The 23,260-nt window shown below is 70.2% G+C and carries 20 protein-coding genes; 11 read left to right on the top strand and 9 right to left on the bottom strand.

Annotation, left to right across the window (positions count from 1 at the left end):
- Entirely contained in the window at positions 1–1,353 is a 1,353-nt protein-coding gene (locus tag E1295_RS12515) for a nucleotide sugar dehydrogenase (RefSeq protein ID WP_132630423.1), read from the bottom strand.
- Positions 1,354–1,577: 224 nt separating this feature from the next.
- Between E1295_RS12515 and E1295_RS12510 the strand changes: the two genes are divergently transcribed.
- The 6 genes from E1295_RS12510 to E1295_RS12485 are packed head-to-tail and all read left to right on the top strand — an operon-like array spanning position 1,578 to position 9,476.
- A complete protein-coding gene (locus tag E1295_RS12510; protein WP_246079998.1) occupies positions 1,578–3,251 on the top strand; it encodes an acetyl-CoA carboxylase carboxyltransferase subunit alpha in 1,674 nt (557 codons plus the stop codon).
- Positions 3,248–3,730 (top strand): acetyl-CoA carboxylase biotin carboxyl carrier protein, encoded by a 483-nt coding sequence (accB, locus tag E1295_RS12505; protein ID WP_132630422.1) that lies wholly within the window; start codon positions 3,248–3,250, stop codon positions 3,728–3,730. Before E1295_RS12510 ends, accB begins: the two co-directional genes overlap by 4 nt.
- Positions 3,731–3,743: 13 nt before the next feature.
- Positions 3,744–5,165, top strand: a complete 1,422-nt coding sequence (locus E1295_RS12500; RefSeq protein ID WP_132630421.1) for an acetyl-CoA carboxylase biotin carboxylase subunit — start codon at positions 3,744–3,746, stop codon at positions 5,163–5,165.
- A gap of 42 nt (positions 5,166–5,207) precedes the next feature.
- The gene (locus E1295_RS12495) at positions 5,208–7,226 is read left to right on the top strand and encodes a KedN5 family methylcobalamin-dependent radical SAM C-methyltransferase (RefSeq protein ID WP_132630420.1); all 2,019 of its coding nucleotides are present in this window, start codon (positions 5,208–5,210) and stop codon (positions 7,224–7,226) included.
- A gap of 46 nt (positions 7,227–7,272) precedes the next feature.
- Positions 7,273–8,787 (top strand): peptide MFS transporter, encoded by a 1,515-nt coding sequence (locus tag E1295_RS12490; protein WP_166427191.1) that lies wholly within the window; start codon positions 7,273–7,275, stop codon positions 8,785–8,787.
- On the top strand, positions 8,784–9,476 hold the full coding sequence (locus E1295_RS12485) for an SDR family NAD(P)-dependent oxidoreductase (RefSeq protein ID WP_246079997.1): 693 nt from the start codon (positions 8,784–8,786) through the stop codon (positions 9,474–9,476). The genes E1295_RS12490 and E1295_RS12485 overlap by 4 nt, the downstream gene beginning before the upstream one ends.
- Positions 9,477–9,535: 59 nt before the next feature.
- Here the strand turns inward: E1295_RS12485 and E1295_RS12480 are convergent, their stop codons facing one another.
- Positions 9,536–10,561, bottom strand: coding sequence for a methyltransferase (locus E1295_RS12480; protein WP_132630418.1), 1,026 nt, complete (start codon positions 10,559–10,561; stop codon positions 9,536–9,538).
- A 41-nt stretch (positions 10,562–10,602) separates the two neighbouring features.
- Complete coding sequence (locus tag E1295_RS12475; RefSeq protein WP_132630417.1) at positions 10,603–11,784, bottom strand: nucleotide disphospho-sugar-binding domain-containing protein; 1,182 nt, start codon at positions 11,782–11,784, stop codon at positions 10,603–10,605.
- 167 nt (positions 11,785–11,951) lie between these two features.
- Here E1295_RS12475 and E1295_RS12470 point away from each other — a divergent pair, with 167 nt between their 5' ends.
- From E1295_RS12470 to E1295_RS12460, 3 genes are read left to right on the top strand one after another with little or no spacing between them, the layout of a single operon-like run.
- Complete coding sequence (locus E1295_RS12470) at positions 11,952–13,094, top strand: cytochrome P450 (RefSeq protein ID WP_132630416.1); 1,143 nt, start codon at positions 11,952–11,954, stop codon at positions 13,092–13,094.
- 24 nt (positions 13,095–13,118) lie between these two features.
- Positions 13,119–14,312: a cytochrome P450 gene (locus E1295_RS12465; RefSeq protein WP_132630415.1), complete on the top strand. Its 1,194-nt coding sequence runs from the start codon at positions 13,119–13,121 to the stop codon at positions 14,310–14,312.
- A 5-nt stretch (positions 14,313–14,317) separates the two neighbouring features.
- A complete protein-coding gene (locus E1295_RS12460; RefSeq protein WP_132630469.1) occupies positions 14,318–14,512 on the top strand; it encodes a ferredoxin in 195 nt (64 codons plus the stop codon).
- Positions 14,513–14,518: 6 nt separating this feature from the next.
- On the opposite strand, the gene E1295_RS12455 is transcribed toward E1295_RS12460, so the two are convergent.
- The 3 genes from E1295_RS12455 to E1295_RS12445 all read right to left on the bottom strand — a co-directional run bounded on the left by E1295_RS12455 (position 14,519) and on the right by E1295_RS12445 (position 17,762).
- A complete protein-coding gene (locus E1295_RS12455) occupies positions 14,519–14,983 on the bottom strand; it encodes a MarR family winged helix-turn-helix transcriptional regulator (protein WP_132630414.1) in 465 nt (154 codons plus the stop codon).
- A 9-nt stretch (positions 14,984–14,992) separates the two neighbouring features.
- Positions 14,993–15,823 carry an SDR family oxidoreductase gene (locus E1295_RS12450; RefSeq protein WP_132630413.1) on the bottom strand — a complete coding sequence of 277 codons (831 nt, stop codon included), beginning with the start codon at positions 15,821–15,823 and terminating at the stop codon, positions 14,993–14,995.
- Positions 15,824–16,031: 208 nt separating this feature from the next.
- Positions 16,032–17,762: an HAD hydrolase family protein gene (locus E1295_RS12445; RefSeq protein ID WP_132630412.1), complete on the bottom strand. Its 1,731-nt coding sequence runs from the start codon at positions 17,760–17,762 to the stop codon at positions 16,032–16,034.
- Positions 17,763–17,897: 135 nt separating this feature from the next.
- Between E1295_RS12445 and E1295_RS12440 the strand changes: the two genes are divergently transcribed.
- Positions 17,898–18,119, top strand: a complete 222-nt coding sequence (locus tag E1295_RS12440; protein ID WP_132630411.1) for a hypothetical protein — start codon at positions 17,898–17,900, stop codon at positions 18,117–18,119.
- A 21-nt stretch (positions 18,120–18,140) separates the two neighbouring features.
- On the opposite strand, the gene E1295_RS12435 is transcribed toward E1295_RS12440, so the two are convergent.
- A complete protein-coding gene (locus tag E1295_RS12435; RefSeq protein ID WP_132332330.1) occupies positions 18,141–18,800 on the bottom strand; it encodes a potassium channel family protein in 660 nt (219 codons plus the stop codon).
- Entirely contained in the window at positions 18,800–19,465 is a 666-nt protein-coding gene (locus E1295_RS12430; RefSeq protein ID WP_132630410.1) for a potassium channel family protein, read from the bottom strand. The genes E1295_RS12435 and E1295_RS12430 overlap by 1 nt, the downstream gene beginning before the upstream one ends.
- 180 nt (positions 19,466–19,645) lie before the next feature.
- Between E1295_RS12430 and E1295_RS12425 the strand changes: the two genes are divergently transcribed.
- A complete protein-coding gene (locus E1295_RS12425; RefSeq protein ID WP_425465339.1) occupies positions 19,646–21,610 on the top strand; it encodes an APC family permease in 1,965 nt (654 codons plus the stop codon).
- Here E1295_RS12425 and E1295_RS12420 read toward each other — a convergent pair.
- On the bottom strand, positions 21,597–23,234 hold the full coding sequence (locus E1295_RS12420) for an alpha/beta hydrolase (protein ID WP_246079996.1): 1,638 nt from the start codon (positions 23,232–23,234) through the stop codon (positions 21,597–21,599). The two genes, E1295_RS12425 and E1295_RS12420, sit on opposite strands and share 14 nt — an antisense overlap.
- Positions 23,235–23,260 lie beyond the last annotated feature (26 nt).

Here is a 23,260-nt window from a genome sequence, read left to right as displayed (position 1 = left end):
TCACCGTCCGATTCCGCGGTAGCCGAAGCCCAGCCGCCGCACGTGCTCGATGGTTTCCTGCGGGTAGTAGGCCCGCCCGTCGAAGATCAGGCATGGCATCGAGACCCGTTCGCGCAAGGCGGCGAAGTCGAGCTGCTGGAACGGCTCGTGGCCGGCGAGCACGGCCAGGCAGTGGGCGCCGGCCACCGCCTCCTCCAGGGACGCCGACGGCTCGACGCCCGTCAGCGCGCGGAGCTCTTCCGCATCGGCGAGCGGGTCGTGGAGCGACACCGCGACGCCGGCGGCGAGCAGGCCGTCGACGACCGGTTTGACCGGCGTGCTGCGCAGATCGCCGGTGTTGTTCTTGAACGCGGCGCCGAGCACCGCGACCTTGGCGCCGTCCGGGTGCCGTCCGGCCCGCGCCAGCTCGGCGCAGATCGTCTCGTGGGTGTAGCCGGGCATCGCGTCGTTGACCGCGCGCACCGCCTCGACGGTTCTGAGGCGTACCCCATGCTCGCGGGCCGCGTTCCAGGTGATCCACGGATCCTTGGTCAGGCAGTAGCCGCCCACCCCGACGCTGGGCAGCAGGATGTTGACGTGACCGCCGCCTTTGGGCAGCGAGTTGGCGCCCCCGATCACCTCCAGGACGTCGACCTGGAACGCGTCGCACAGCCGGGCCAGATCGTTGGCCAGGGCGATGTTGTGGTCGATCCACCAGTTGTCGGCGAGCTTGACGATCTCGGCCACCTCCGGGGAGGTGTACTCCCACGCCGGTACGTCAAGTGCCCGCTTCCAGAACTCGGTCGCCGAGTGCGTGCTCTCCGGGTCGCAGCCGCCCACGATGATGGGCAGCGCCCGCAACTCGGACAGGGCGTTGCCCTCCGACAGCCGTTCCGGGCAGAAGACCAGGCCGAAATCGTCGCCCTGGACCAGCCTGCCGGCCTCAAGCCGCGGCCGGACGAGACCGCGGGTGGTGCCAGGAGCGACGGTGCTCTTCAGCACCACCAGGTGGCCGCGGCGCAGCCGGGGCGCCAGCTCGGCGCAGACCTCCTCCAGTTGCCGCGTGACGAGTGAGCGGTCTTCGCCGATCGGGGTGCCGACCGCGATGACGATGACGTCGGCGCTGCCGATCGCGTCGTAGCCGGTGCTGAAGGTGAGCCGCGAGGTGCCGCGCAGCCGCGTGAGGGCCTCCGCCATCCCGGGCTCGGAGATATGGCATCGTCCCTCTTCCAGCTGGGCGATCAGCCGCGCATCACGGTCGATGCCCGTCACGTGCAGGCCCTGTTCGGCCAGCGTCACGCCGAGGCAGCAGCCGACGTATCCGAAACCCACGATCGCCACCCTCGGCTCGCGCGAGTCGGGAAGAAAACGCATAGGGAACTCCCTGCGGTTTGATGTACGGGGCCCGTCGCCGCGGCATGTCGTCGTGCGGACGCGTGAGGTGCGATCCCACCGAAGTTCCGACGGACACAGGCCGGAGTGTCGAAGGTCGCACTCCACGGTCGCTCGAGGACTCGTGGAGCGACGGCCGCCGCCGGGCGCGGTCCCTACAGCCGTTGACCAGTGGTCGTTGAGAGGCCCGGATCAAGCTGCTGGGCGTGGGAGTGCATACGGAGACCTCCGAGGCGGCACAGTGGATCAGTTGTCCCGAGTGCCGCGAACTCGTCTATGTCAAGCGACACCAGCGCGATCTGGGCGTCTGCCCGGGCTGCGGGGCGCATTCCCGGCTGCACGCGTCGGAACGGATGGCGCACCTGCTGGACGACCGTTCGATCGTGCCCTTCGAGTCCCCCTCGACCGTCGAGGACCCGATCGGGTTCACCGACTCCCTGCCCTACCCGGACCGGCTCAGGCAGGCCCGCGAGCGTACCGGCGTGGGTGAGGCGGTCATCTGCGTCACCGCCTCGGTGATGAACCATCCGGTGGTCGCCGCTGTCATGGACTTCCGGTTTCTCGGCGGCAGCCTCGGTGCGGGCGTCGGTGAGCGCATCGTCCGGGCCTGCGAGACGGCGCTGCGCACGCGCACGCCGCTGCTCCTGGTCACCGCCTCCGGCGGCGCTCGTATGCAGGAGGGCGCCTACGCCCTGATGCAGATGGCGAAGACGGCACAGGCGCTGGCCGAGCTGGACGAAGCGGGGATCCTGACCATCTCGCTCGTCACCAACCCCACCTACGGCGGCGTGGCGGCGTCCTTCGCGACCTTGACCGACGTCATTCTGGCCGAGTCGGGGGCGCGCATCGGCTTCGCCGGGCCCCGGGTGATCCAGCAGACGATTCAACAGGAGCTGCCGGAGGGCTTCCAGAGCGCCGAGTTCATGCAGGCGCGGGGCTTCCTCGACGCCGTCGTGCCGCGGTCGGCCCTTCGGCCCGTGCTCGGGGCGCTGCTCGGCATGGTGCGCCAGGACGCGCCGCACGCCCGCGGGCCCAGGACCGCGCGGCTGGTCCGTGACCCCGGGGAGTTGCCGGAGCGCGAGCCCTGGCACGTGGTGCGCCTGGCCAGGCACGAGGGCCGCCCCACCACGCTCGACTACGTCTACCAGCTGCTCGACGACTTCCAGGAGTTGAAGGGCGACCGGCTCTCCGGCGACTGTCCCGCGATCGTAGGCGGCCTCGGCCGCCTCGACGGCCGGCCGATCGTCCTGGTCGGGCACCAGAAGGGCCACGACACCGCCCAGCGGGTCAGCCGCAACTTCGGCATGGCCCTGCCCGAGGGCTACCGCAAGGCGGCCCGGCTGATGCGGCTGGCGGAGAAGCTGGGCCTGCCGGTCGTCGCGCTCGTGGACACGCCGGGTGCGCATCCCGGCGTCGAGGCGGAGGAGCGCGGCCAGGCGTGGGCGATCGCGGAGAACCTGCGGCTGATGTCGGGGCTCAAGGTTCCCGTCGTGTCCGTGATCACGGGCGAGGGCGGCAGCGGCGGCGCGCTGGCGCTGGCGGTCGCGGACCGGGTGCTCGCGTTCTCCAACGCGGTGTACTCGGTGATCAGTCCCGAGGGCTGCGCGGCGATCCTGTGGAAGGACCGGGGCGAGGCACCCCGCGCCGCGGCGGCACTGCGGCTCGACGCCCGCGACCTGCTCCGGCAGGGCATCGTCGACGCGGTCCTGCCGGAGCCCGCGGGCGGGGCGCACGAGGACCCGGTGGCCGCGGCCGAGGCCCTGCGCGCCGCCCTCGCCGCGATGTTGTCCGAGCTGACCCGATTGACCCCCCGCGAACTGGTGGAAGGCCGCAGGCGCCGCTTCCGCCGCTACGGCATCGAGGACGCGAGGAACACATGACCGACGAGCACACCAGCATCGGCGAGCTGTGCAGGCACGCCGGCGAGATTCTCAACACGGCCCCCGGCCCGCTGAGACGTGTACGCGTGCAGGCGGGCGACATGAGCGTCGAGCTCGAATGGCCCGGTGCGGTCGCGGCCCAGGCCGGCGGCCCCGGCGTGCCCCAGGCCGACGGCGTGGCGGCGGAGACCGCGGCGGCCGACGCGCGCGACTCGCCCGGCGCCATCATGATCGAGGCGCCCCTGGTCGGCACCTTCTATCGCGCGATCTCCCCGGAGAGCAGCGCGTTCGTCGAGGTCGGAGACACGGTCGAGGCCGGACAGCAGGTGGCGATCATCGAGGCGATGAAGCTGATGAACGCGGTCCACGCCGACCGGCCAGGCCGTGTGGTCGAGGTGCTCGTGAAGAACGGCGACCCGGTGGAGTACGGCGAGTCCCTGTTCGTGCTCGAACCCCACAACCCGGACAGCGGCCACTGAACGAGAGGAACGCATGTTCTCGACGGTTCTCATCGCCAACCGCGGCGAGATCGCGCTGCGCATCGCCCGTACCTGCCGTGAACTCGGCATCCGCACCGTCGCCGTGTGCTCCGACAGCGACCGGAACTCCATGGTGGCCCGCTTCGCCGACGAGACGGTCTGCATCGGGCCTTCGGAGGCGCGGCGCAGCTACCTCAACCCGGCCGCGCTCGTCACGGCGGCCCTGCAGGCAGGGGCCGACGCGGTGCATCCCGGCTACGGCTTCCTGTCCGAGGACCCGGACTTCGCCGAGATCTGCCAGGACGCGGGGCTGACCTTCATCGGCCCGGCCCCTTCCGTGCTGGCCAGGCTCGGCGACAAGGCGGAGGCGCGCAACATCGCCAGGGCGGCCGGGCTGCCGGTGCTGCCGGGCAGCACCAAGCCGCTGGCGACGCTGGCGCAGGCCCGCTCGCTCGCCGCCGAGATCGGCTATCCCGTGATCCTCAAGGCCGTCGCGGGCGGCGGGGGACGGGGCATGCGCGTCGTACGGGATCCCCGCGACATGGCGCGCGAGTATGCCCAGGCCAGGGCCGGCGCCCAGACGGCGTTCGGCGACTCCCGGGTGTACCTGGAGAAATACCTGGACAACGCCCGGCACATCGAGGTGCAGATCCTCGGCGACGGCCACGGCAACGTGATCCACCTCGGCGAGCGCGACTGCTCCGTGCAGCGCCGGCGGCAGAAGCTGGTCGAGGAGACCCCGGCACCCGGGTTGTCGCGCGAGCTGACCGGCCGCATCTGCGCCGCCACCGTACGGGCCGCCCAGGCCGTGGGGTACGCCGGCGCGGGGACGTACGAGTTCCTCGTCGACGACGAGGACGGGTTCCACGCGATGGAGGTCAACTGCCGCATCCAGGTGGAGCATCCGGTGACGGAGATGGTGACCGGCATCGACCTCGTGCGCGAGCAGTTGCAGGTGGCCGCCGGATACGGGCTGGCCCATCGGCAGGAGGACATCGTCCCCCGGGGGGTGGCCATCGAGTGCCGGGTCAACGCGGAGGACCCGCGCCGGGGCTTCCTGCCCACGCCGGGAACCGTGCGGCGGTTCGTGCCCCCGGCGGGGCCGTTCGTCCGAGTGGACACCCACGGGGAGCCTGGCATGCGGGTGACGCCGGACTACGACCCGCTGCTCGCCAAGGTCGCCGTCTGGGCTCCCGACCGGCGCCAGGCCATCGCCCGGGCGGAGCGCGCGCTGGAGGAGTTCCACGTCGAGGGCCCGGGAATGTGCACGACCCGCGATTTCCTCCGTGAGGTGCTCGGCCATCCGGTGTACCGGGCGGCCAAGCACACCACGGCGCTGATCGACGAAATGAGAGTGATCCAGCCGGGCGACGTCGCATTCGACCGTCGCGCCAACCCGGCTCCAGTTATTCGCGAGCGGTCCGTCGTTTATTGACGGGACTGTTCGGGATTTAGTAGATCGCGATGGGAGATCTACATGCAAGCCGATGGCCGGATCGTCGTCAACATTCTTCAGCAAGGCGTCTGGGACATGCCGTACGAGTCCATGCCGCTAGCCGCTGGATATCTTAAGTCCACCGCGTTGTCCGAGCCCAGGATAGCGGCTGGGGCAGATATCAGAATCTGCAACTACCGAGGCGCTGTGACGCTGCCCGTCATGGCCGCCGACCTGTTCAGGGGAGAGATGCCGGATATTCTCGCCTGCTCGGTCCTGGGCTGGAACTACCGGGCCTTCGGCACGCTCGCGGAGACCTTCAAACAGCTGAACCCCGACGGCTGGATCATCTTCGGCGGGACGCACGTGGCCAACCAGGCCGACCGCGTCTTCGGCATGTTCCCGGACGTCGACGTCATCGTCAACGGCGAGGGCGAGCTCGTTTTCCGCGACCTGCTCGGAGCCTGCCTGGACGGCCGCTCGCGGCACGACCTCCACGCGATCTCCGGGATCTCCTTTCGCGACGTGTCCGGCGCCACGGTGACGACGGCGGAACGGGAACGGATCAGCGACCTCGACATCATCCCGTCGCCGATCCTCACCGGGGCCATCGAACTGATCGGCGACGACGGCAGGTTCCGCTACGACGTGGCGCTGATGGAGACCAACCGCGGCTGCCCGTACAAGTGTTCGTTCTGTTACTGGGGCGGCGCGACCGGGCAACGCGTGCGGGCGTTCTCCAGGCAGCGGCTGCGGGAGGAACTGGAGCTCCTCGCCAAGCTCAACGTGCACACGATCGCGTTGTGCGACGCCAACTTCGGGCTGCTGCCCATCGACGAGGAGTTCGTCGACGACCTGATCGGGATCCGCGAGCGGTACGGCTATCCGAAAGCCCTCGAGAGCTCGTGGGCGAAGAACAAGTCCAAGGTCTTCTACTCCATCGTGCGGAAGATGAAGCAGGCCGGGCTGCGCAGCTCCTTCACCCTCGCCCTGCAGACGCTGAATGACACCGCTCTGCGCGAGATGAACCGGAAGAACATGAAGGTCAACGCGTGGGAGGACCTCGTCGCCTGGTTGAGCGAAGAGGGTCTCGAATGCTACGCCGAGCTGCTGTGGGGAGCGCCGGGCGAGACGATCGACTCCTTCTTCGAGGGCTACGACCGGCTGGCCCGCAAGGTCTCGCGCATCGCCGTCTATCCGCTCCTGATGTTGCCCAACACCGAGTACTCGGAGAAGAAGGCGCAATACGGCATCGTCTCCGTCCGCGGTGACACGGACGACTTCGAGTACGTGCTCAGCCACAACACGATGACGTTCGAAGAGAACGAGCGCATGCAGCGCTTCCTGTACTGGGCGCGGATCATGGCGGAGTACATGGTGCTGCGCAACATCTGGGTTCCGGCGCTGAGGCTGGCCGGCCTGACCCAGTCCCAGATCCTGCGCGACTTCGAGTCGTGGGTGGAGAAGAGCGACGACCCGCGGGCGGCGCCGCTCCTGACGGCGCAGGCGCTGGCCGCCGCCGACCAGCAGGCGTACGGTCCCGCCCTCGGTTACCTCTACGGCAGCGAGGACGCCCGCGACCTGCTGGGACGGTGGTGGGCCGAGTCGATGAGCCCGACGCTGCCCGGCGGAACCGCCGCCCTGCTCGACGAGATCTTCCGGTACGACCTGCTCACCCTGCCGGTCTACCACAAGGAGGGCGAGCGCCGTACGGCTCCGCCGCCGCCCCTGGTCGAGGTGGAGGGCGAGCAATACCACCTGCGCAGGGGCGTCGAACTGGGCTTCCCGGTGCCGCGGATCGTGGCCGAGTTGCGCGCGGGCCGTGACCCGGATCTGTCACCGGTTCCGACACGGGTGGATCTCTACTACAAGACGGGGTTCGAGAGCTTCGCCGAGACGACGAACCACGAGGAGATCGTCTACTTCATGGGCATGACCCTGGACCAGGTGACGGCTGTCAAGACCGCGGCCATGGCCGCCGAGGACGCCGGACCGGACCTCCTCCCCACCGAGCCGAACCGGCTCCTGCCCATCCTGCGGGAGCACGGCGGCTGCTCGTGAGCCGCTGAACAGGGGTCGTCGGACCCGCTTCAAGATCATGAGGAGCATGCTCCTCGAGTGCCGCCTGGAGCGCGACATGAGTAGAAGATCAGCTTTTGGCTACCCGCGATGGTTCACCACCATCTTCCTCACCGACATCTGGGAGCGTTTCAGCTTCTACGGGATGATGGCCATCCTCACGTTGTACGCCGCCTCCAGCAGGGACGAGGGCGGGCTCGGACTGTCCATGGGCGAGGCCTCGGCGTTGTTCGGCGCCTACATCGGCCTGGTCTTCGTGCTCTCCCTGCCCGGCGGATGGCTCGGCGACCGGGTCTTCGGCGCCTGGCGGGCGGTGTTGTGGGGCGGCGTGCTCATCGCGCTCGGTCACTACAGCATGGCCGTCCCGGGAGACGTCGGCTCCTACGCGGGCCTGGTGCTGATCGCGCTGGGCACCGGCCTACTCAAGCCCAACATGTTCGCGCTGATCAGCGGGTTCTTCGGGACCGGCCAGCGGGCCAAGCGCGAGGCCTCCTTCTCCATCCTCTACGTCAGCATCCAGATCAGCGCGCTGATCGCGCCCCTGGTGGTCGGCTTTCTCGGGGAGACACTCGGCTGGCACTGGGGTTTCGCCGCCGCGGGCGTCGGGATGACGTTCGGTGTCGCGCAGTTCGCGATGGGCTCGCGCCACTTCGGCGAGGTCGGTCAGCACGCGCCGCATCCGGCCGGCGAGGAGGAGCGCGCGAAGATGTCGCGCCGGGCGGTCACGGCCGTCGTCGTGCTCGCCGCCCTGATCACGGTGGACGTGGTCGCCGGCACCTTCGCCCCCATGCACCTCATCGGCCTCTTCGGCCTGGTCGCGCTGACCGTGCCGTTCCTCTACTTCCGGCTTCTCTCGCGCAACCCGGAGCTGGACGGCGGCGGCCGGCAGCGTCTTCGCGCGTTCTTCTGGTTGCTGCTGTCATTCTCGCTGTTCTGGATGCTGGCGGGACAGGCGGGATCGATGCTCAACCTCTTCGCCAAGCACTCCACCGAGCGCGAGCTGCTGGGCTTCGTTCTCCCGGGCAGCTGGTTCCAGTCCGCGATCCCGTTCTTCATCCTGGTCTCCGCGCCGGTGTTCGCCTGGTTGTGGGTGCGTTTCGACGCCAAGATCAGTTCGGCCATGAAGTTCGGAGCGGCCCTGATCCTGGCGGGCACCGGCTTCGTCATCATGTGCGGCGCCGCCGCGTCGGCCGAAGGCGGGAACACCGTGTCGCCCCTCTGGCTGTTGTCGGTGTTCTTCCTGATCGCCTGCGGTGAGGTCATCATCGGCCCGGTGGGTATCGCCGCCGCCGCCGAGGTCACCTCCTCGACGTTCATCGGGCGCACGATCGGTCTCGTCTGGCTCTTCAGCGCCCTGGGCGCGGGGCTGAGCAGCCAGATCGTCCACATCGCCGAGGTGGTTCCCGACCAGTACTACTACCTGGGCGTCGGCGCGCTCGCCATCTGCGCCGGGTTCCTGGTGGCCGGCTTCGGACGCCGTCTGCGCTTCACCGCGGAGGGCGAGGCGAAGCAACCGGTCGCCGACAAGGCCGGATCGGCGTGAGCACGCCGGCGACCCGCATGACCGCACTGGTGACGGGGGCCGGCCGCGGCCTCGGAAGGGCGGTCTGCGAGGCGCTCGCCGGGCTCGGGCACCGGGTGATCGTGGCCGGGCGGGAGGAGCGCGGCGTCCAGCGCGTCGCAGCCGCGTGCGGCGGCGGCGCGCTGGCGGTGGAGCTCGACGTCACCGATGGCGCGAGCGTGCGCCGCTGCTTCGAGCAGGTCAAGGCGGTGGACATCCTGGTCAACAACGCCGGCGTGCTGCTCGACGGCGGCACCTCGCCGGCTTCGGTGCCGCTCCCGCTGGTGGAGCGGCACCTCCAGGTCAACACTCTGGGCGCCTGGCGGATGAGCCAGGCGTTCCTGCCCGGCATGCTGGCGCGGGGCTGGGGCCGGATCGTCATGGTGTCGAGCGGCGCGGGCGCGTTCAGCAACGGCCTGTTCGCGGGCGCCCCCGCCTACGCGGTGTCGAAGGCCGCGCTCAACGCCGTCACGGTGCTGCTCGCCGCGGAGTCCCGCGACCGCGGCGTCCTGGTGAACGCCGTCAACCCCGGCAAGGTGCGCACCCGGATGTACCCGGACGCGGAGCAGACGCCGCAGGACGCCGCCACGGACGTCGTCTGGGCGGCGACCCTCCCCGACGACGGGCCCACGGGCGTCTTCCTCCGGAGCCGGCGGCAGATCCCCTGGTGACATCGGGAACATGAGAGGGCGGGCGGCCGCGTGTGCCGTCCGCCCTGTGATCTGGGGACTCAGCCCACCACTTCGCCCTCCGCGAGGAACAGCACGCTGTCGGTGGGCGTCACACCGCGAAAGCGCAACCCGGCCCGCTCGAACACGGCCCTGTAGCCGCTCTCCGTGCGTTCACGCCCGCCCATGACCAGCAGCATGTGCAGGTCCATGCTCGGCGCGAACGGATGTTGCGGGGGATCGGTCAGCAGCGGGTCGGCGATGACGACCCGTGCACCCGGCGCCGCGGCCGCCGCGCAGTTGCGCAGCGCCCTGGCGACCTTCTCGTCGTCGTACATGTGCAGGGTCAGCTTGAACAGATACAGGTCGGCCGCGTGCTCCACCTTCTCGAAGAAGTCGCCGGAGGCCAGCCGGCAGCGACTGGCCAGCTCACCGGTCCTGAGGTCGTCCATGACCACGCGCAACGTGCGCTCGTCCTCGTACAGCAGCCCCTCGACGTGCGGGTGGCGCTGGAGCAACAGCCGGAGCAGGGCGCCCTTCCCGCCTCCCATGTCGGCGAACGTGCGCACCCCTGTGAGGTCGAGGGCGTCCACGATGCTCGGCAGCATCTGGTCGGACCAGGCGGTCACCCCGTTGTAGATCATGTCCTGGGCGTCCGGGTCGGCATCGAGATAGGCGAAGAAGTCGGTGCCGTACTCCTTGTCGAAGGCGCGCTCCCCGGTCCGGATCGCCTCGGGGAGCCTGCCCCACATCGTCCAGCCCCAGTCGCCGCCGGTCATCAACCTGTCGTGCAGCCGCTCCGGGTGGTCCGTACGCATGGCGAGCGACATCTCGGTGTGAACGTACGTGGTGGGGTCCACCTGACGGAAGATGCCGAACGCGGCCAGTGCGCGCAACATCCGGGTCAGGGCGTCCTCGTCGGCGCCCAGTCTTGCCGCGATGTCGCTCACGGACCGGGGCCCGTCGCCGACCGCGTCCGCGATCCGGAGGCGGGCCGCGGCCAGCACGATGGCTGCGACGGACATGCCGTTGGACAGTCGGAAGACCGCCTCCGCGGGAGAGACGGGCTGCTGGGTTGATTCGATCACGGGCTGGCACCTTCCTATCGACGTGACGGGCTTCGGGACGTTCAGCCCCGGACGAAGGCTTCGAGCTCCTTGACGGTCTCGGTGGGGGAGGGCTGCCGCCTGATCTCCTCGCGCAGCCTGCCTGCGGCCTCGCGGTAGGAGGGTACGGTGACCAGTTCGGCGGCGCGTTCGGCGATCGTGTCGAGCCCGGCCTCCGGGGCCACCGCGATGCCGGCCCCGGCGGCGATGAGCGGTCGCGACTCCATGAGTTCGTCGGGCATCTGCGGCAGCACCAACTGCGGCACGCCGTAGCTCAGCGCCGTCAGCATCGTGCTGATGCCGCTCTGGTGCAGCATCGCGTCGCACGACGGCATCAGCAGGTGCAGCGGCAGCGACTCCACCACCCGCGCGTTGCCCGGCAGTTCGCCCTCCGGCAGGTTCTTGCGGTCGGCGGCGGACAGGGTCACGACGACCTCGACGTCGAACTCGGACAGCGCCTTGACCAGCTCGGGAACCAGGAATCCGCGACCGCGGTCCGAGGCGCACAGGCCCCAGCTGATCCCCACCCGGCGCCGGGGCGACGGCTCGAGCAGCCAGTCCGGCATCGCTCCCGAGCCGTTGTACGGCACGAACCGCGTTCTGATCCGGTTCACCTGCGACGGCAACTGCATGGCCGGCGGGCAGTTGTCGATCGTGGCCAGGCCGAGGATGTCCACGTCGCCGACGCCGAGCCGGTCCGCGAGCGGACGCAGCACGGGCGGCACGATGTTACGCGCCATGTAGATGACGTCCACACCCAGCACATGGCGGACCGCGGGAATCCCCATGGCTGCGCCGACCAGGGGCGCGACGAAGCTGGTCGGCTCGTACACGATCAGGTCGGGCCGCAACGCCCGGGTCTGCCGCAGCACGTCACCGGCGAGTTCCGCGGCGAGCTCGGCGAACATCGGGAAAGCCCGCCGGGAGACGGCGCGCCAGCTGCCGTCCCACTCCGCCTGGGACACGCCCTCAGGGGCGATGTCCGGCCAGTCGGGCGGATCGGCCAGCACCCGCTTCATCAGCTCGTCCTGGTCGACGTCCCGGCTGGTCGGAACGGCGGTCGCCCCTGAACGCACGATCGTCTCGGCGAAGGCCGGCTCGCAGCTCACGTACACCTCGTGGCCGGTGGCGCGCATCGCCCAGACGAGCGGGACGAGATGGTAGTAGTGCGAACCCCAGTTCGTGGTGACGAACAAGACACGCATGGGCCATCCTTCCCTCGACGACTGCGTGATCGCGCTCACCATTTCAGGGCCTGTTAGAGGATGGCTGGAGGCGGCGGCGGGCACCTCCAGCGCTTCTCGGCCCACCCTCAAGCGGCTCCCACCACGATGGGGACCACGGTGATCCGTCGTTGATGGGGAGACGATCCATGCAGTCCTCGCCGCTGAGGTTTCCGTTCGCCTGGCCGCGCGCCGCCGAGCCGCCCGTGGAGCTGGCCACGCTGCGCGAGGAGCCGGTCGTCCGGGTGACTCTGCCGAGCGGTGACGAGGCGTTCCTGGTGACGCGGTACGAGGACATCCGCCGGGTGCTCTCCGACCCCCGCGTGAGCCGTAACCGGGACCGTCCGGGGGCTCCGCGTATGACCGAGCAGAAGACGAAGGTGTTTCAGAACCCGCGGATCGATCGCGATCCGCCCGAGCACACCCGCATGCGGCGGCTGATGGCCAAGGCGTTCACCGCCACCCGTGTGGAGGCCCTGCGCCCGCACGTGCGGCAGGTCGCCGAGGAACTGGTCACGGACCTGCTCAAGCAGAGCCCGCCGGTCGACCTGCACGAGGCGTTCGCCGTGCCGCTCACCCTGCAGGTCATCTGCGGCCTGCTCGGCGTCCCGCCGGAGGACCAGGCACGTTTCCGCGGTTCGCTGGGCGAGGCCTGGCAGTACATGGGCGAACTGATCGACGGCAAGCGCCGCGACCCCGGCGACGACCTGATCAGCGCTCTGATCGGGGTGCACGACGAGGACGACGGCAGGCTGAGCGCCCACGAGCTGCACGTCTGGTGCGTGATCCTGCTGCTGGCGGGGTTCGAGACCACGGCGACGCAGCTCGGCAGCGGCACCGTCCTGCTGCTCACCCATCCGGGCCAGCTGGAACGCTTGCGTGAGGACCCGGGGCTGATCCCCGACGCGGTCGAGGAGCTGTTGCGCTGCCAGATCGCCGGCCACTCGCTGTCGATGCTCCGCTACGTGACCGACGACATCGAGGTCGGCGGCGTGACCATCCCCCGGGGCTCCGGACTGATCCCGATCCTGGAGTCCGCCAACTTCGACGAGTCGGTCTTCCCGGACCCGATGCGGCTGGACATCACCAGGAAGAACAACCAGCACCTCGTCTTCAGCGCCGGGCCCCACTTCTGCATGGGGGCGGCGCTGGCCCGGCTGGAGCTGCAGGTGGCGCTGGAAGCCCTGATCCGCAACGTGCCGACCCTGCGCCTTGCCGTGCCGCCGAGCGCGCTGCGCCACCATGACAGCCCGCTGGACCTGGGCCTGCGCGAGGTCCCCGTCGCGTGGTGAACGATTCAAGAGAGGCAGGCAGCCGTGAGCGCCAATCCCATCCCGTACCCGTTCAGCCGCCCGGGACCGCTCGCCGTCCCCAAGGAGCTGGGCACGATCCGGGAGGCGCCCGTACAGCGGGTGATCCTCCCCAGCGGGGACGAGGCTTACCTGGTCACGCGGTACGACGACGTGAAGAGCGTGCTGACGGACCCGAGGGTCAGCCGTAACCTCAACCGGCCGGACGCCCCGAGGGTGTCCAAGAACAACATGATGTTCCAGGACTCGAAGATGGATCCCGATCCGCCGGAACACACCCGCGTGCGGCGGCTGGTGATGAAGGCGTTCACGGCGACGCGGGTGGAGCGGTTACGGCCGCGGGTCCAGGAGATCACGGACGAGCTGATCGAGGCGATGGCGGCCAAGTCCCCGCCCGTGAACGTGTCGGAGGAACTGGCGTTCCCGCTGAGCATCCGCGTCATCTGCGACCTGCTGGGCGTCCCGCCGGAGGAGCAGGGCCGCTTCCGCCGGTGGACGGACCACTTCCTGTCCACCGGCAAGTACACCAGGGAGGAGATCCACGGCGCGCTGGGCGAGCTGAACGCGTACATGAGCGCGCTGATCGAGGAGAAGCGCGAACGGCCGGCCGACGACCTCGTCAGCGCGTTGATCCAGGTTCACGACGAGGACGACACCCGGCTGAGCGAGTACGAGCTGCACTGGTGGTGCCGGTTGCTCCTGCTCGTCGGGTACGAGACCACCGCCAGCCAGCTCGGACTGACCGTGGCCAAGCTGCTCGCGGAGCCCGGCCAGGTGCAGGCGCTGCGCGCCGACGAGTCGCTGCTGCCGGGCGCGGTGGAGGAGCTGCTGCGCTGGAAGCTCATGAGCGGCTCGTTGTCCATGCTGCGCTACGTGACCGAGGACATCGAGGTCGGCGGCGTGACGATCCCCAAGGGGTCCGGCGTCATCCCGGCGGTGGAGTCGGCGAACTGGGACGAGCAGGTGTTCCACCGGCCCGACGACCTCGACATCACCCGCGCGGACAACCCCCATCTCACCTTCAGCGTCGGACCGCACTTCTGCGTAGGCGCCGCGCTGGCCCGGGTGGAGCTGGAGATCGCGCTGGGAACACTGCTGCGCAGGTTTGCGACCCTGCGCCTTGCGATCCCGCCTGAGGAACTGCGGCGTACGGAGGGGACCCTCATCGAGAGCCTGGTCGAGATTCCGATCACCTGGTGAGCGACATGCACGTCACCGTTGATCCGGAGAGATGCTGCAGCAGCGGGCTGTGCGCGCTGACCGTGCCCGAGGTGTTCGGGTTGGACGAGGAGGAGTGCGTCGTCATGGTGCTCCTTCCCGAGCCGCCGGCCGCGCTGCACGAGCGGGTGCGGGGGGCCGCCCGGCGCTGCCCCACGGGCACGATCGAGGTGCGGGGCTGAGGACCGTCACGACCAGGTGGAGGAGTCGCGCACGCGCTCGGCGTTGCGCCGTTGCTGCGCCACCTGGCCCTTGAGGAACTCGGTGAGCAGGACGAGTTGCTCGTCGGTGTAGGCGGAGAACTGGGCCTCGGCCTCCTTGACCGCCTGCCCCCATGAGTCGCGGGCCAGCGCGCGGGCCTTCTCCGTGGGACGGATGAGCACCCGCCGCCGGTCGGCCTGGTCGCGGACACGCTCGGCGAAACCGGCCTTCTCCAGCCGGTCGACGGCGACCGTCAGGGCGCCGGGGGTGAGGCCCGCCAGCTCCGCCAGCTCGCCGGAGGCCATCGGGCCTCGCGTGATCAGATAGGCCACGCACCGGGAGTCGGTGCGGTTGAGGCCGAGCCGCTCCGAGACGGCCGCGTCGGCCATCTCGGAGGCGTTCTGCAGGTCCGTCAGAGCCAGCATGAGCTCGTCGATGAGGTGCTGGCGCATGGACAGAGCTTAGCGGAACTCGGGCTCATGCTCAGCAACCCATTCGCGGAAGGTGAGCGGCCGCCGGCCGGTGACGTTCTGGACGGTGGTGGTCACCGTCGGCGGCTTGCCCACGGTCTCGGCGAGCCGGCCGAGCAGGGCGTCCACGATCTCCGGCGGCGCGTAGGCCACCATCTTCTCGCGTACGGCGGCGGCGGGGATCTCCTCGAACGCCAGCGGCCGCCCGAGCACCGCCGAGATGTGGCCGACCTGGTCGCGATGGGTCATCGCCTCGGGGCCGGTGAGCACCAGCCTGGCGCCGCGGAGGTGGTCGTCGACCAGGGCGCGCACCGCCACGGCGGCGACGTCGCGCTCGTGGATCGGCGCCGACCAGGCGTCACCGTACGGCGCGTGGACCACGTCGCCTTCCTGGATCTGGGCGGCCCACTGCAGGGCGTTGCCCGCGAACTCGTTCGGCCGCAGGAACGTCCAGAACATCCCGGACCGCTCCAGCGCGTCCTCGAACGCGGCGTGCCGGGCCGCGATGGCGCCGGGCTGCTCGTCGGTGTCGTCCAGCACTTCGCTGGTCGAGAGCAGGACGACCGTGGTGACGCCGGCGTCCGCCAGCACCTGCGCCGTCCTGTGCGGGCGGTCGCCCATGGCGACCAGGTAGACCGCCCTGACACCGTCGAGCGGGAGCGCCTCGGGGGTCTCGAGGTCGCCCGCGACGACTTCGACCGATGGGGGGAGCTTGGCGCTGTCGGGGTTCCTGCTGATCGCGCGGACGAACTGGCCTTCCTCGAGAAGCCCGTCGACGACGTGGCGGCCGACACTGCCGGTGGCTCCAGTGACGAGGATCATGGTTGTCTCCTTGTTTGACTCAGGGTCGTGCGGAGAGTCAGCAACAGGCACAGCAGTGTTCCCCGGATGGAGGGTCGGTGCGGGTGCCGCTGGAAAGCCTGCGCTGCAACGCCGGATTGCATTGACAATCAAAAACTCTAATCAATGGAAGGTTTGATTGTCAAAGCAATTCGCTGGACTACCGCTGGAGCATCAGTGGCGTGGCCGGTCAGCGGTCGTCGTGGTCCGGGTCGAAGGCGGTGGGCTCGGCGGGCAGCGTGTAGCGCTCGCCGATGAGGTCGGCCACCCGCTGCCTGCTCTCCGCGGGCTCCGGCGTCTCCGCCCGTTCCAGCTCGGCCACCTCGTCGGCCAGGCCGGCGTCCCCGAGGCAGTCGCGGATCCACTGTGAGTAGTCGCCCCTGCGCAGGTGATGCAGCCAGGTGTCGTCGTCCACACCCTCGGCCAGCTCGACGAAGGTGTGCAGGTTGCGCGCCCGCAGCCGCAGCCGCTCGCCCGGACCGGTGAAGTAGAAGCTTTTGTCCTTGGCCATGGTGCCCGCCGCGTACTTGCGGCGGTGGCGGGTGCGGTCGACCGTGGCGGGCGTGAGGGTCAGGTGCCGGGCCGTCCCGGCCCCCCGCTCCCACAACGCGAGGTCGCCCCCGTCGGCCGGCTCGAGCGAGGGGGTCTCCTCTCCGAGGGCCTCGGCGAACGCGGCGAGCGTGCGTTCTGGCTCCTTGCCCACCGCGATCGTGGCCGTCACCAGGCGCAGCGCCTCGGCGCTGACCGCCTCGGGGTGCACGGTGATCATCAGGAGCGACCCGAGGTCGGCGGCCTCGCCCAGCGGCACGCGCCGCGCCTCGGCGGGCAGCAGGTGGTGCGCCTCGTCGATCACCACCCAGTGCGGGTGGCCGAGCTTGGCGCGTACGCCGGTCAGCCGGGGCAGCAACTCGGCGAAGTACGCGGGACGGTCGCGCAACTGCAGGCCGATCAGGTTGACCACGACGCTCTGCCGCGGCTGTTCCAGTACGTGCGCGACCTCCTCGACGCCGGGCACCCGGTCGGGGTCGCCGAGCACGGTGACGCCGGGGTAGTCGGCGTAGTCGCCCTCCGGGTCCACGATCACGCACTGGTAGCCCTCGCCCACGAGCCGCTCCAGCAGCGCCGTCGTCACCGTGGACTTGCCGCTGCCCGAGGGGCCGGCCACCAGCAGCCCGGAGCCGTACGGACGCAGGCGCACCTCCTCGCCGTCGCGATGGCCGAGCAGGACGTGGCGGCGCGGCACCTCCACCGCGTCCAGGTCGCCCGAGAGCATCATCGCGGCCAGTTCGGCCACCCCGTCGTCCGCCTCGCCCGCCAGGCGCAGGTCGCACGAGTCCCTGAGCGCGGGCAGCGCGTTGGCGACGGCGGCGCCGCACTCGGCGGCGGTCAGGAACGCGTGGTCGTTCTCCCCGTCGCCGACCGCGACCGTGCTGTGCAGCGACAACGACAGCCGGTCGAGGGCGGCGGCCAGGCCGCTCGCCTTGTTCACGCCGGGCGGCAGCACCATGACGGCGCCCTTGTTGTAGATCACCTGCAGCTCCAGCCCGAGCTCGCGGATGGTCGCCAGCACGCGTACGTCGTGCGGCTCGCGCGTGGCGACCACCACCTGACCCACGCCCAGCGGGCTGACCCCTTCGCGGCGCAGCCGGTCGGCCAGCGCGGGGGGCGGAGGCGTGGCCAGGGCGTCGCAGGTGCGCTGCCCCGGGTCGTACAGCAGGCCGCCGTTCTCGGCGACGATGAGATCGAACAGGCCGGGGTGCGGGAACACGGAGAGCAAATCGTCGAGCTCGCGTCCGGTGACCAGCACGAGTTTGACGCCGGTGCGGGAGAGCCGCTCCAGCGCCTCGATCGTCGTCTCGGACACGTGGCCGCCGCGGGCCAGGGTCTCGTCATAGTCACAAGCCAGCACGTTGTGGCGCATGGGCATCTCCTACCCGCCGATCGCCGGACATCCAGAAAAGTCGTAAAGACGCCTGGAAGGAACCGTTAAGTGCGCGATCCGCTACAGAGGGTAAGAAATCTGGCGAACTGCCGTCTCATTCGTACGGAGATCATCATGTTCAGATGTGTTGCCGCCGCGTTCGCCATGACCGCCGCGGCCCTGCTGCTCGCGGCCGTGCCCGCCATCGCCGACGACGACCCCGGGAACCTGGTCTGCGGGAAGGACATCAGCGGCGCGATCGACGTCTACATTCCCGACCAGTCACCCAGCACCCACAGGTTCTGCGCCGACAAGGACGACCCCAACCGGGTCAACGAGTTCGTCTGGGAGTCCTGAGCGCGCCGGCGCGGGCCGGCTTCAGTGTTGCGACAGCAGGTGGGCCAGCTCCTGCTCCACCTCCTGGTTGGCCACGAAGAGCAGCTCGTCGCCCGCCTCCAGCGGATCGTCCGCCGTGGGGACGAGCACCCGCCCCTCGCGCAGGATCGCCACCAGCGCGGCGTCGACGGGCCACGGCACCGAGCCGGCCCGCTGGCCCACCACAGGGGCGTCGTCGGCGAGGGTGAGCTCGACGAGGTTGGCCTGCCCCTGACGGAACGTCATCAGGCGCACCAGGTCACCGACGCTCACCGCCTCCTCCACCAGCGCGCTCAGCAGGCGCGGGGTCGAGACGGCCACGTCGACGCCCCACGACTCGTTGAACAGCCACTCGTTGTTGGGGTGGTTGATGCGGGCGACCACGCGCGGCACACCGTATTCGGTCTTGGCCAGCAGCGACACCACCAGGTTGACCTTGTCGTCGCCGGTGGAGGCCACCACGACGTGGCAGTTGTTGAGCCCGGCCTCGTCGAGGGAGGCGATCTCGCAGGCGTCGGCGAGCAGCCACTCCGCGCGCGGCACACTGTCGATCTTGATGGCGGCGGGGTCGACGTCGATGAGCAGCACGTCGTGGCCGTTCTCCAGGAGCTCGGCCGCGATGGAGCGGCCCACGGCGCCCGCTCCGGCGATGGCGACGCGCATCAGTCGTCCTCCTCCGGTGCCGCGGCGAGCACCTTGTTGATCCGGTCCATGTCGCCCTCGGCGGCGATGACGTGCAGCACGTCGCCCTCCTGCGCCACCGTGTCGGGCCCGATGGTCACGGCCTCACCCATGCGGTTGATGAAGGCGGCGCGCGTCCGCGCCCGCTGCTCCAGCTCGACGACGCGCGTGCCGATCCAGGCCGGGTTCACGGACACCTCGGCCAGGACCACGGTGCCGGTGGGGTCGCGCCAGAGCGGCTCGGCGCCCTCGGGGAGGATGCGGCGCATGATCTGGTCGGCGGTCCAGCGTACGGTCGCCACCGTCGGGATGCCCAGCCGCTGGTAGACCTCGGCCCTGCGGGGGTCGTAGATGCGGGCCACCACGTTGTCGACGCCGAACGTCTCACGCGCCACGCGGGCGGAGATGATGTTGGAGTTGTCGCCGCTGGAGACCGCCACGAACGCGGTCGCGGACTCGACGCCCGCCTCGGTGAGCACGTCGCGATCGAAGCCCACACCCGTCACCCGCCGCCCCCGGAACCCGGCCCGCAGCCGCCGGAACGCCTGCGGGTCGCGGTCGATGATGGCGACGGAATGACCGCCGTCCTCGAGGATGTGCGCGAGGGTCGAACCCACCCGGCCACATCCCATGATCACAATATGCATTTCCCCCCGCATGTCCGCGGTCGGCAGGTTGCTCGACACCAGTATGGCCCGATGGGGGCTGCCGTGTTCGATCCCCCTGGCAGAGGACTAGCATCTCGTTACGTGTCGAAGGTGACGGATCTCGTCAAACGCGTGCTCGTGGGACGTGCCTTGCGTAGCGGGCAACTTCACGAGCAGCTCTTGCGAAAACGCATCGCCCTGCCTGTCTTCGCGAGTGACGCCCTCTCGTCCGTGGCGTACGCGCCGCAGGAGATCCTCGTCATCCTCTCCCTCGCCGGCGCCTCCTTCTACGCCTACAGCCCGTGGGTGGCGCTCGCCGTCGTGGTCGTGATGCTCACGGTCGTGGCGTCGTACCGGCAGAACGTGCACGCCTACCCCAGCGGCGGCGGCGACTACGAGATCGCGACCACCAACCTCGGCAGCAACGCCGGGCTCACCGTGGCCAGCGCTCTGATGGTCGACTACGTGCTGACCGTCGCGGTGTCCGTCGCCAACGGCGTCGACTACGTCGGCGCCACGATCCCATTCGTGGGCCAGCACAAGACCGCCGTCGCCGTCGGCATCGTCGTCCTGCTGACCGTGGTGAACCTGCGCGGCATCCGCGAGTCGGGTGCCGCGTTCGCCGTCCCGACGTACGCGTTCATGGCCGCCGTCCTTGGGCTGATCGCCTGGGGCGGGTTCCGGTCGCTGGTCCTGGGCGAGCAGATCCAGGCGCCCAGCGCCGACTTCACCATCAAGCCCGAGCAGACCGACCTCACGGCCTTCGCCGCGGCGTTCCTGATCCTGCGCGCCTTCTCGACCGGCTGTGCCGCCCTGACCGGCGTCGAGGCCATCAGCAACGGCGTGCCCGCGTTCAGGAAGCCCAAGGGCAAGAACGCCGCCACCACGCTGCTGATGATGGGGCTGGTGGCGATCAGCATGTTCAGCGGCATCATCGCCCTCGGCCTGGCGTCCGGGGTGAAGGTGGCCGAGCCGTCGGTGGTGGCCGAGGACCTGCTCAGGCCGGACGGCACGCCCGTCGGCCCCGGCTACTACCAGCAGCCGATCATCTCCCAGGTGGCCGACGCGGTGTTCGGGGGCGGGTCGATGCCCTTCGTCGTCATCTCGGCGGCGACGGCGCTCATCCTCTTCCTGGCCGCCAACACCGCCTTCAACGGCTTCCCCGTGCTCGGCGCGATCCTCGCGCAGGACCGGTTCCTGCCGCGCCAGCTGCACACCCGCGGCGACCGGCTGGCCTTCTCCAACGGCATCGTCATCCTGGCGCTCGGCGCGTGCCTGCTGCTCTGGGGGTTCGACGCCGACGTCAGCCGCCTGCTGAACCTCTACATCGTCGGCGTCTTCGTGTCGTTCACGCTGAGCCAGACCGGCATGGTCATCCACTGGACCCGCCGGCTCAGGACCGAGACCGAGCCCAGGGTCCGGCACCAGATGCACCGCTCCCGGACGATCAACGCCTTCGGCGCGATCATGACGGGGCTGGTGCTCATCGTCGTGCTGCTGACGAAGTTCCTGGTCGGGGCGTGGATCGTGGTGATCGTGATGCCGGTCCTATTCCTCATGATGAAGGGCATCAGGCGCCACTACGACAACGTGGCGGCCGAACTGGAGATCGCGGAGGACGACGAGCCGACCCTGCTGCCCGCGCGCAACCACGCGATCGTCCTCGTCTCGAAGATCCATAAGCCGACCATGCGCGCCCTCGCCTACGCCCGCGTCACCCGGCCGTCCACGCTGGAGGCCGTCACCGTGGGCGTCGAGGGAGACGACGCGCGCAGGCTGCGGGAGGAGTGGGAGCGCCTCGGCATCCCCGTGCCGCTCAAGATGCTCGACTCGCCCTACCGCGAGATCACCCAGCCCGTCCTCGACTACGTCAAGACGCTGCGCAGGCGCTCACCGCGCGACGTGGTGACCGTGTTCATCCCCGAGTACGTGGTCGGCCACTGGTGGGAGCACCTGCTGCACAACCAGAGCGCGCTCCGGCTGAAGGCGCGGCTGCTGTTCAAACCCGGAGTCATGGTGACCAGCGTGCCCTGGCAGCTGCACTCCTCCGACCGGCTCAAGGGCAGGCCCGAGCCGTCCGCGCCCGGATCGGTACGGCGCCCCGCGCAGCAGAGCGACGACGAGGGCCGGGTCAGCGCGAGCTGATCAGCTCGCGCAGCCTGCCGGTGTCGCCGGCGCTCCAGCCGGGCGGCGCGGCCACCGCCGCCCACCCGTCCACGATGTCGGAGTTATAGCGGTGCCCGTGCCCGGGAGGCACCGACAGCGCGGCCGTCATGTCGACCAGCACCTGCCAGAAGGTCACCAGCGGGAACCAGTTCATCTGCGGGTTCATGCCGGGGGCGCGCGGCTCCTCCAGCCAGGCCGGCCTGCGGTAGATCAGCTCCGGCGTCCACCACACCACCGGGTCGGAGGCGTTCTGCAGGTAGACCACGCGCGGATGCGGCCACGGGCCGGGCGGGCGGCTCAGGTCGGAGGGGTGCTGGGCGAACCTGGCCGTCCTGCCGCCTTCGTGGACCGGCCGCCACACGGGGCTGCCGGGCTCGCGGTCCTGGGTGAGCCGCCGCCAGATCGGGTCGGCGTTCGGCGGGCCGACGAACAGCGCGCCGTCCGTCCTGGCCACCATGTCGTCGAGGTCGCTGAACGCCCGCTCCAGCTCGTACGTGCCGAGGCTCTCGCCCGACAACACCAGCCGGGGACGGTCGCCGGGCGGCACCTCGGCCAGCCGGGCGTGCACCGCCTCGAACAGCGCCTTGCCCGCGGCCGCCGCCTTGCCCCTGTCGACCAGGAACGACACCCAGCTCGGCAGGTAGGAGTACTGCACCGCGACCATGGCGGAGCGGCCGTTGTACATGTATTCGAGCGAGTCGGCGATGTGCTCGTCCACCCAGCCGGTGCCGGTGGTGCCGAGCACGGCGATGATCTGCCGCTCGAAAGCGCCGGTCCGCTCCAGCTCGCGTACGGCCAGCTCCGCCTGCGCCTGCGGTGTGGCCGCCGCGTCGAGGCCGACGTACACCCGGATGGGCTCGGCGGCGGGACGGCCGGAGAAGGCGGTCAGCAGGGCCGGGGTGACCGCGCTGCCGGCGAAGCTGCGGCCCTCCCTGCCCAGCGACTCCCAGCTCACGAGCGACGCGGGGCCGCCCGACAACTGGCGGGAGACGGGCGGGCGCACGCCCGGGTTGGTGCCCTTGTTGGCCACAGAAGAGACGTCGCTCACCCTGGCCACGAACCCGTTGAACAGCACGTCGTTCGCCAGCACCGCCACCAGGAGCCCGATGACGGCCACCCCGATGGCGTGCCCCGCGTACGACGGCAGGAACCGGTCGAGCCAGCCGATCAGCTTGCGGCCGCCGAGGCGTACCAGCCTGGACAGGGCAAGGATCACGGTGAACAGGCTGAGGGCCACGGCGAGGATCACCGGCGGGAACCAGGTGATGTGCGTGTCCATGCCCATGAGCGCCCGCAGGTCGCGCTGCCAGTCGTAGCTGTACCAGAGCGTGGTCGCCCCCACCGCGGCGCAGCCGGCGATCAGGACTCGCCAGGCGATCGACCGCGCCCGCTCGGACGGCCGGTAGCCGATCACCGACCGGCCCAGCGCGCCCAGCGCCGCGCCGGCGCCGTAGCCGATGATGGCGGTGACGGCGCCCATGACCCCCTGGTAGAGCCACGAGCGGGGCAGCAGCGACGGCGTCAGGGAGACGCAGGCGAACAGCACGGCCAGCAGCGTCCCGCCGAACCCGAGCCGCCGTCGCACCACCCGCCCCTCGTTCACGATCACCTAGGGTAACGGCCCTCCCG

Source organism: Nonomuraea mesophila (genome assembly GCF_004352805.1).
Lineage (GTDB): Bacteria > Actinomycetota > Actinomycetes > Streptosporangiales > Streptosporangiaceae > Nonomuraea > Nonomuraea longispora.
This window is presented reverse-complemented; position numbering and strand designations above follow the sequence as displayed.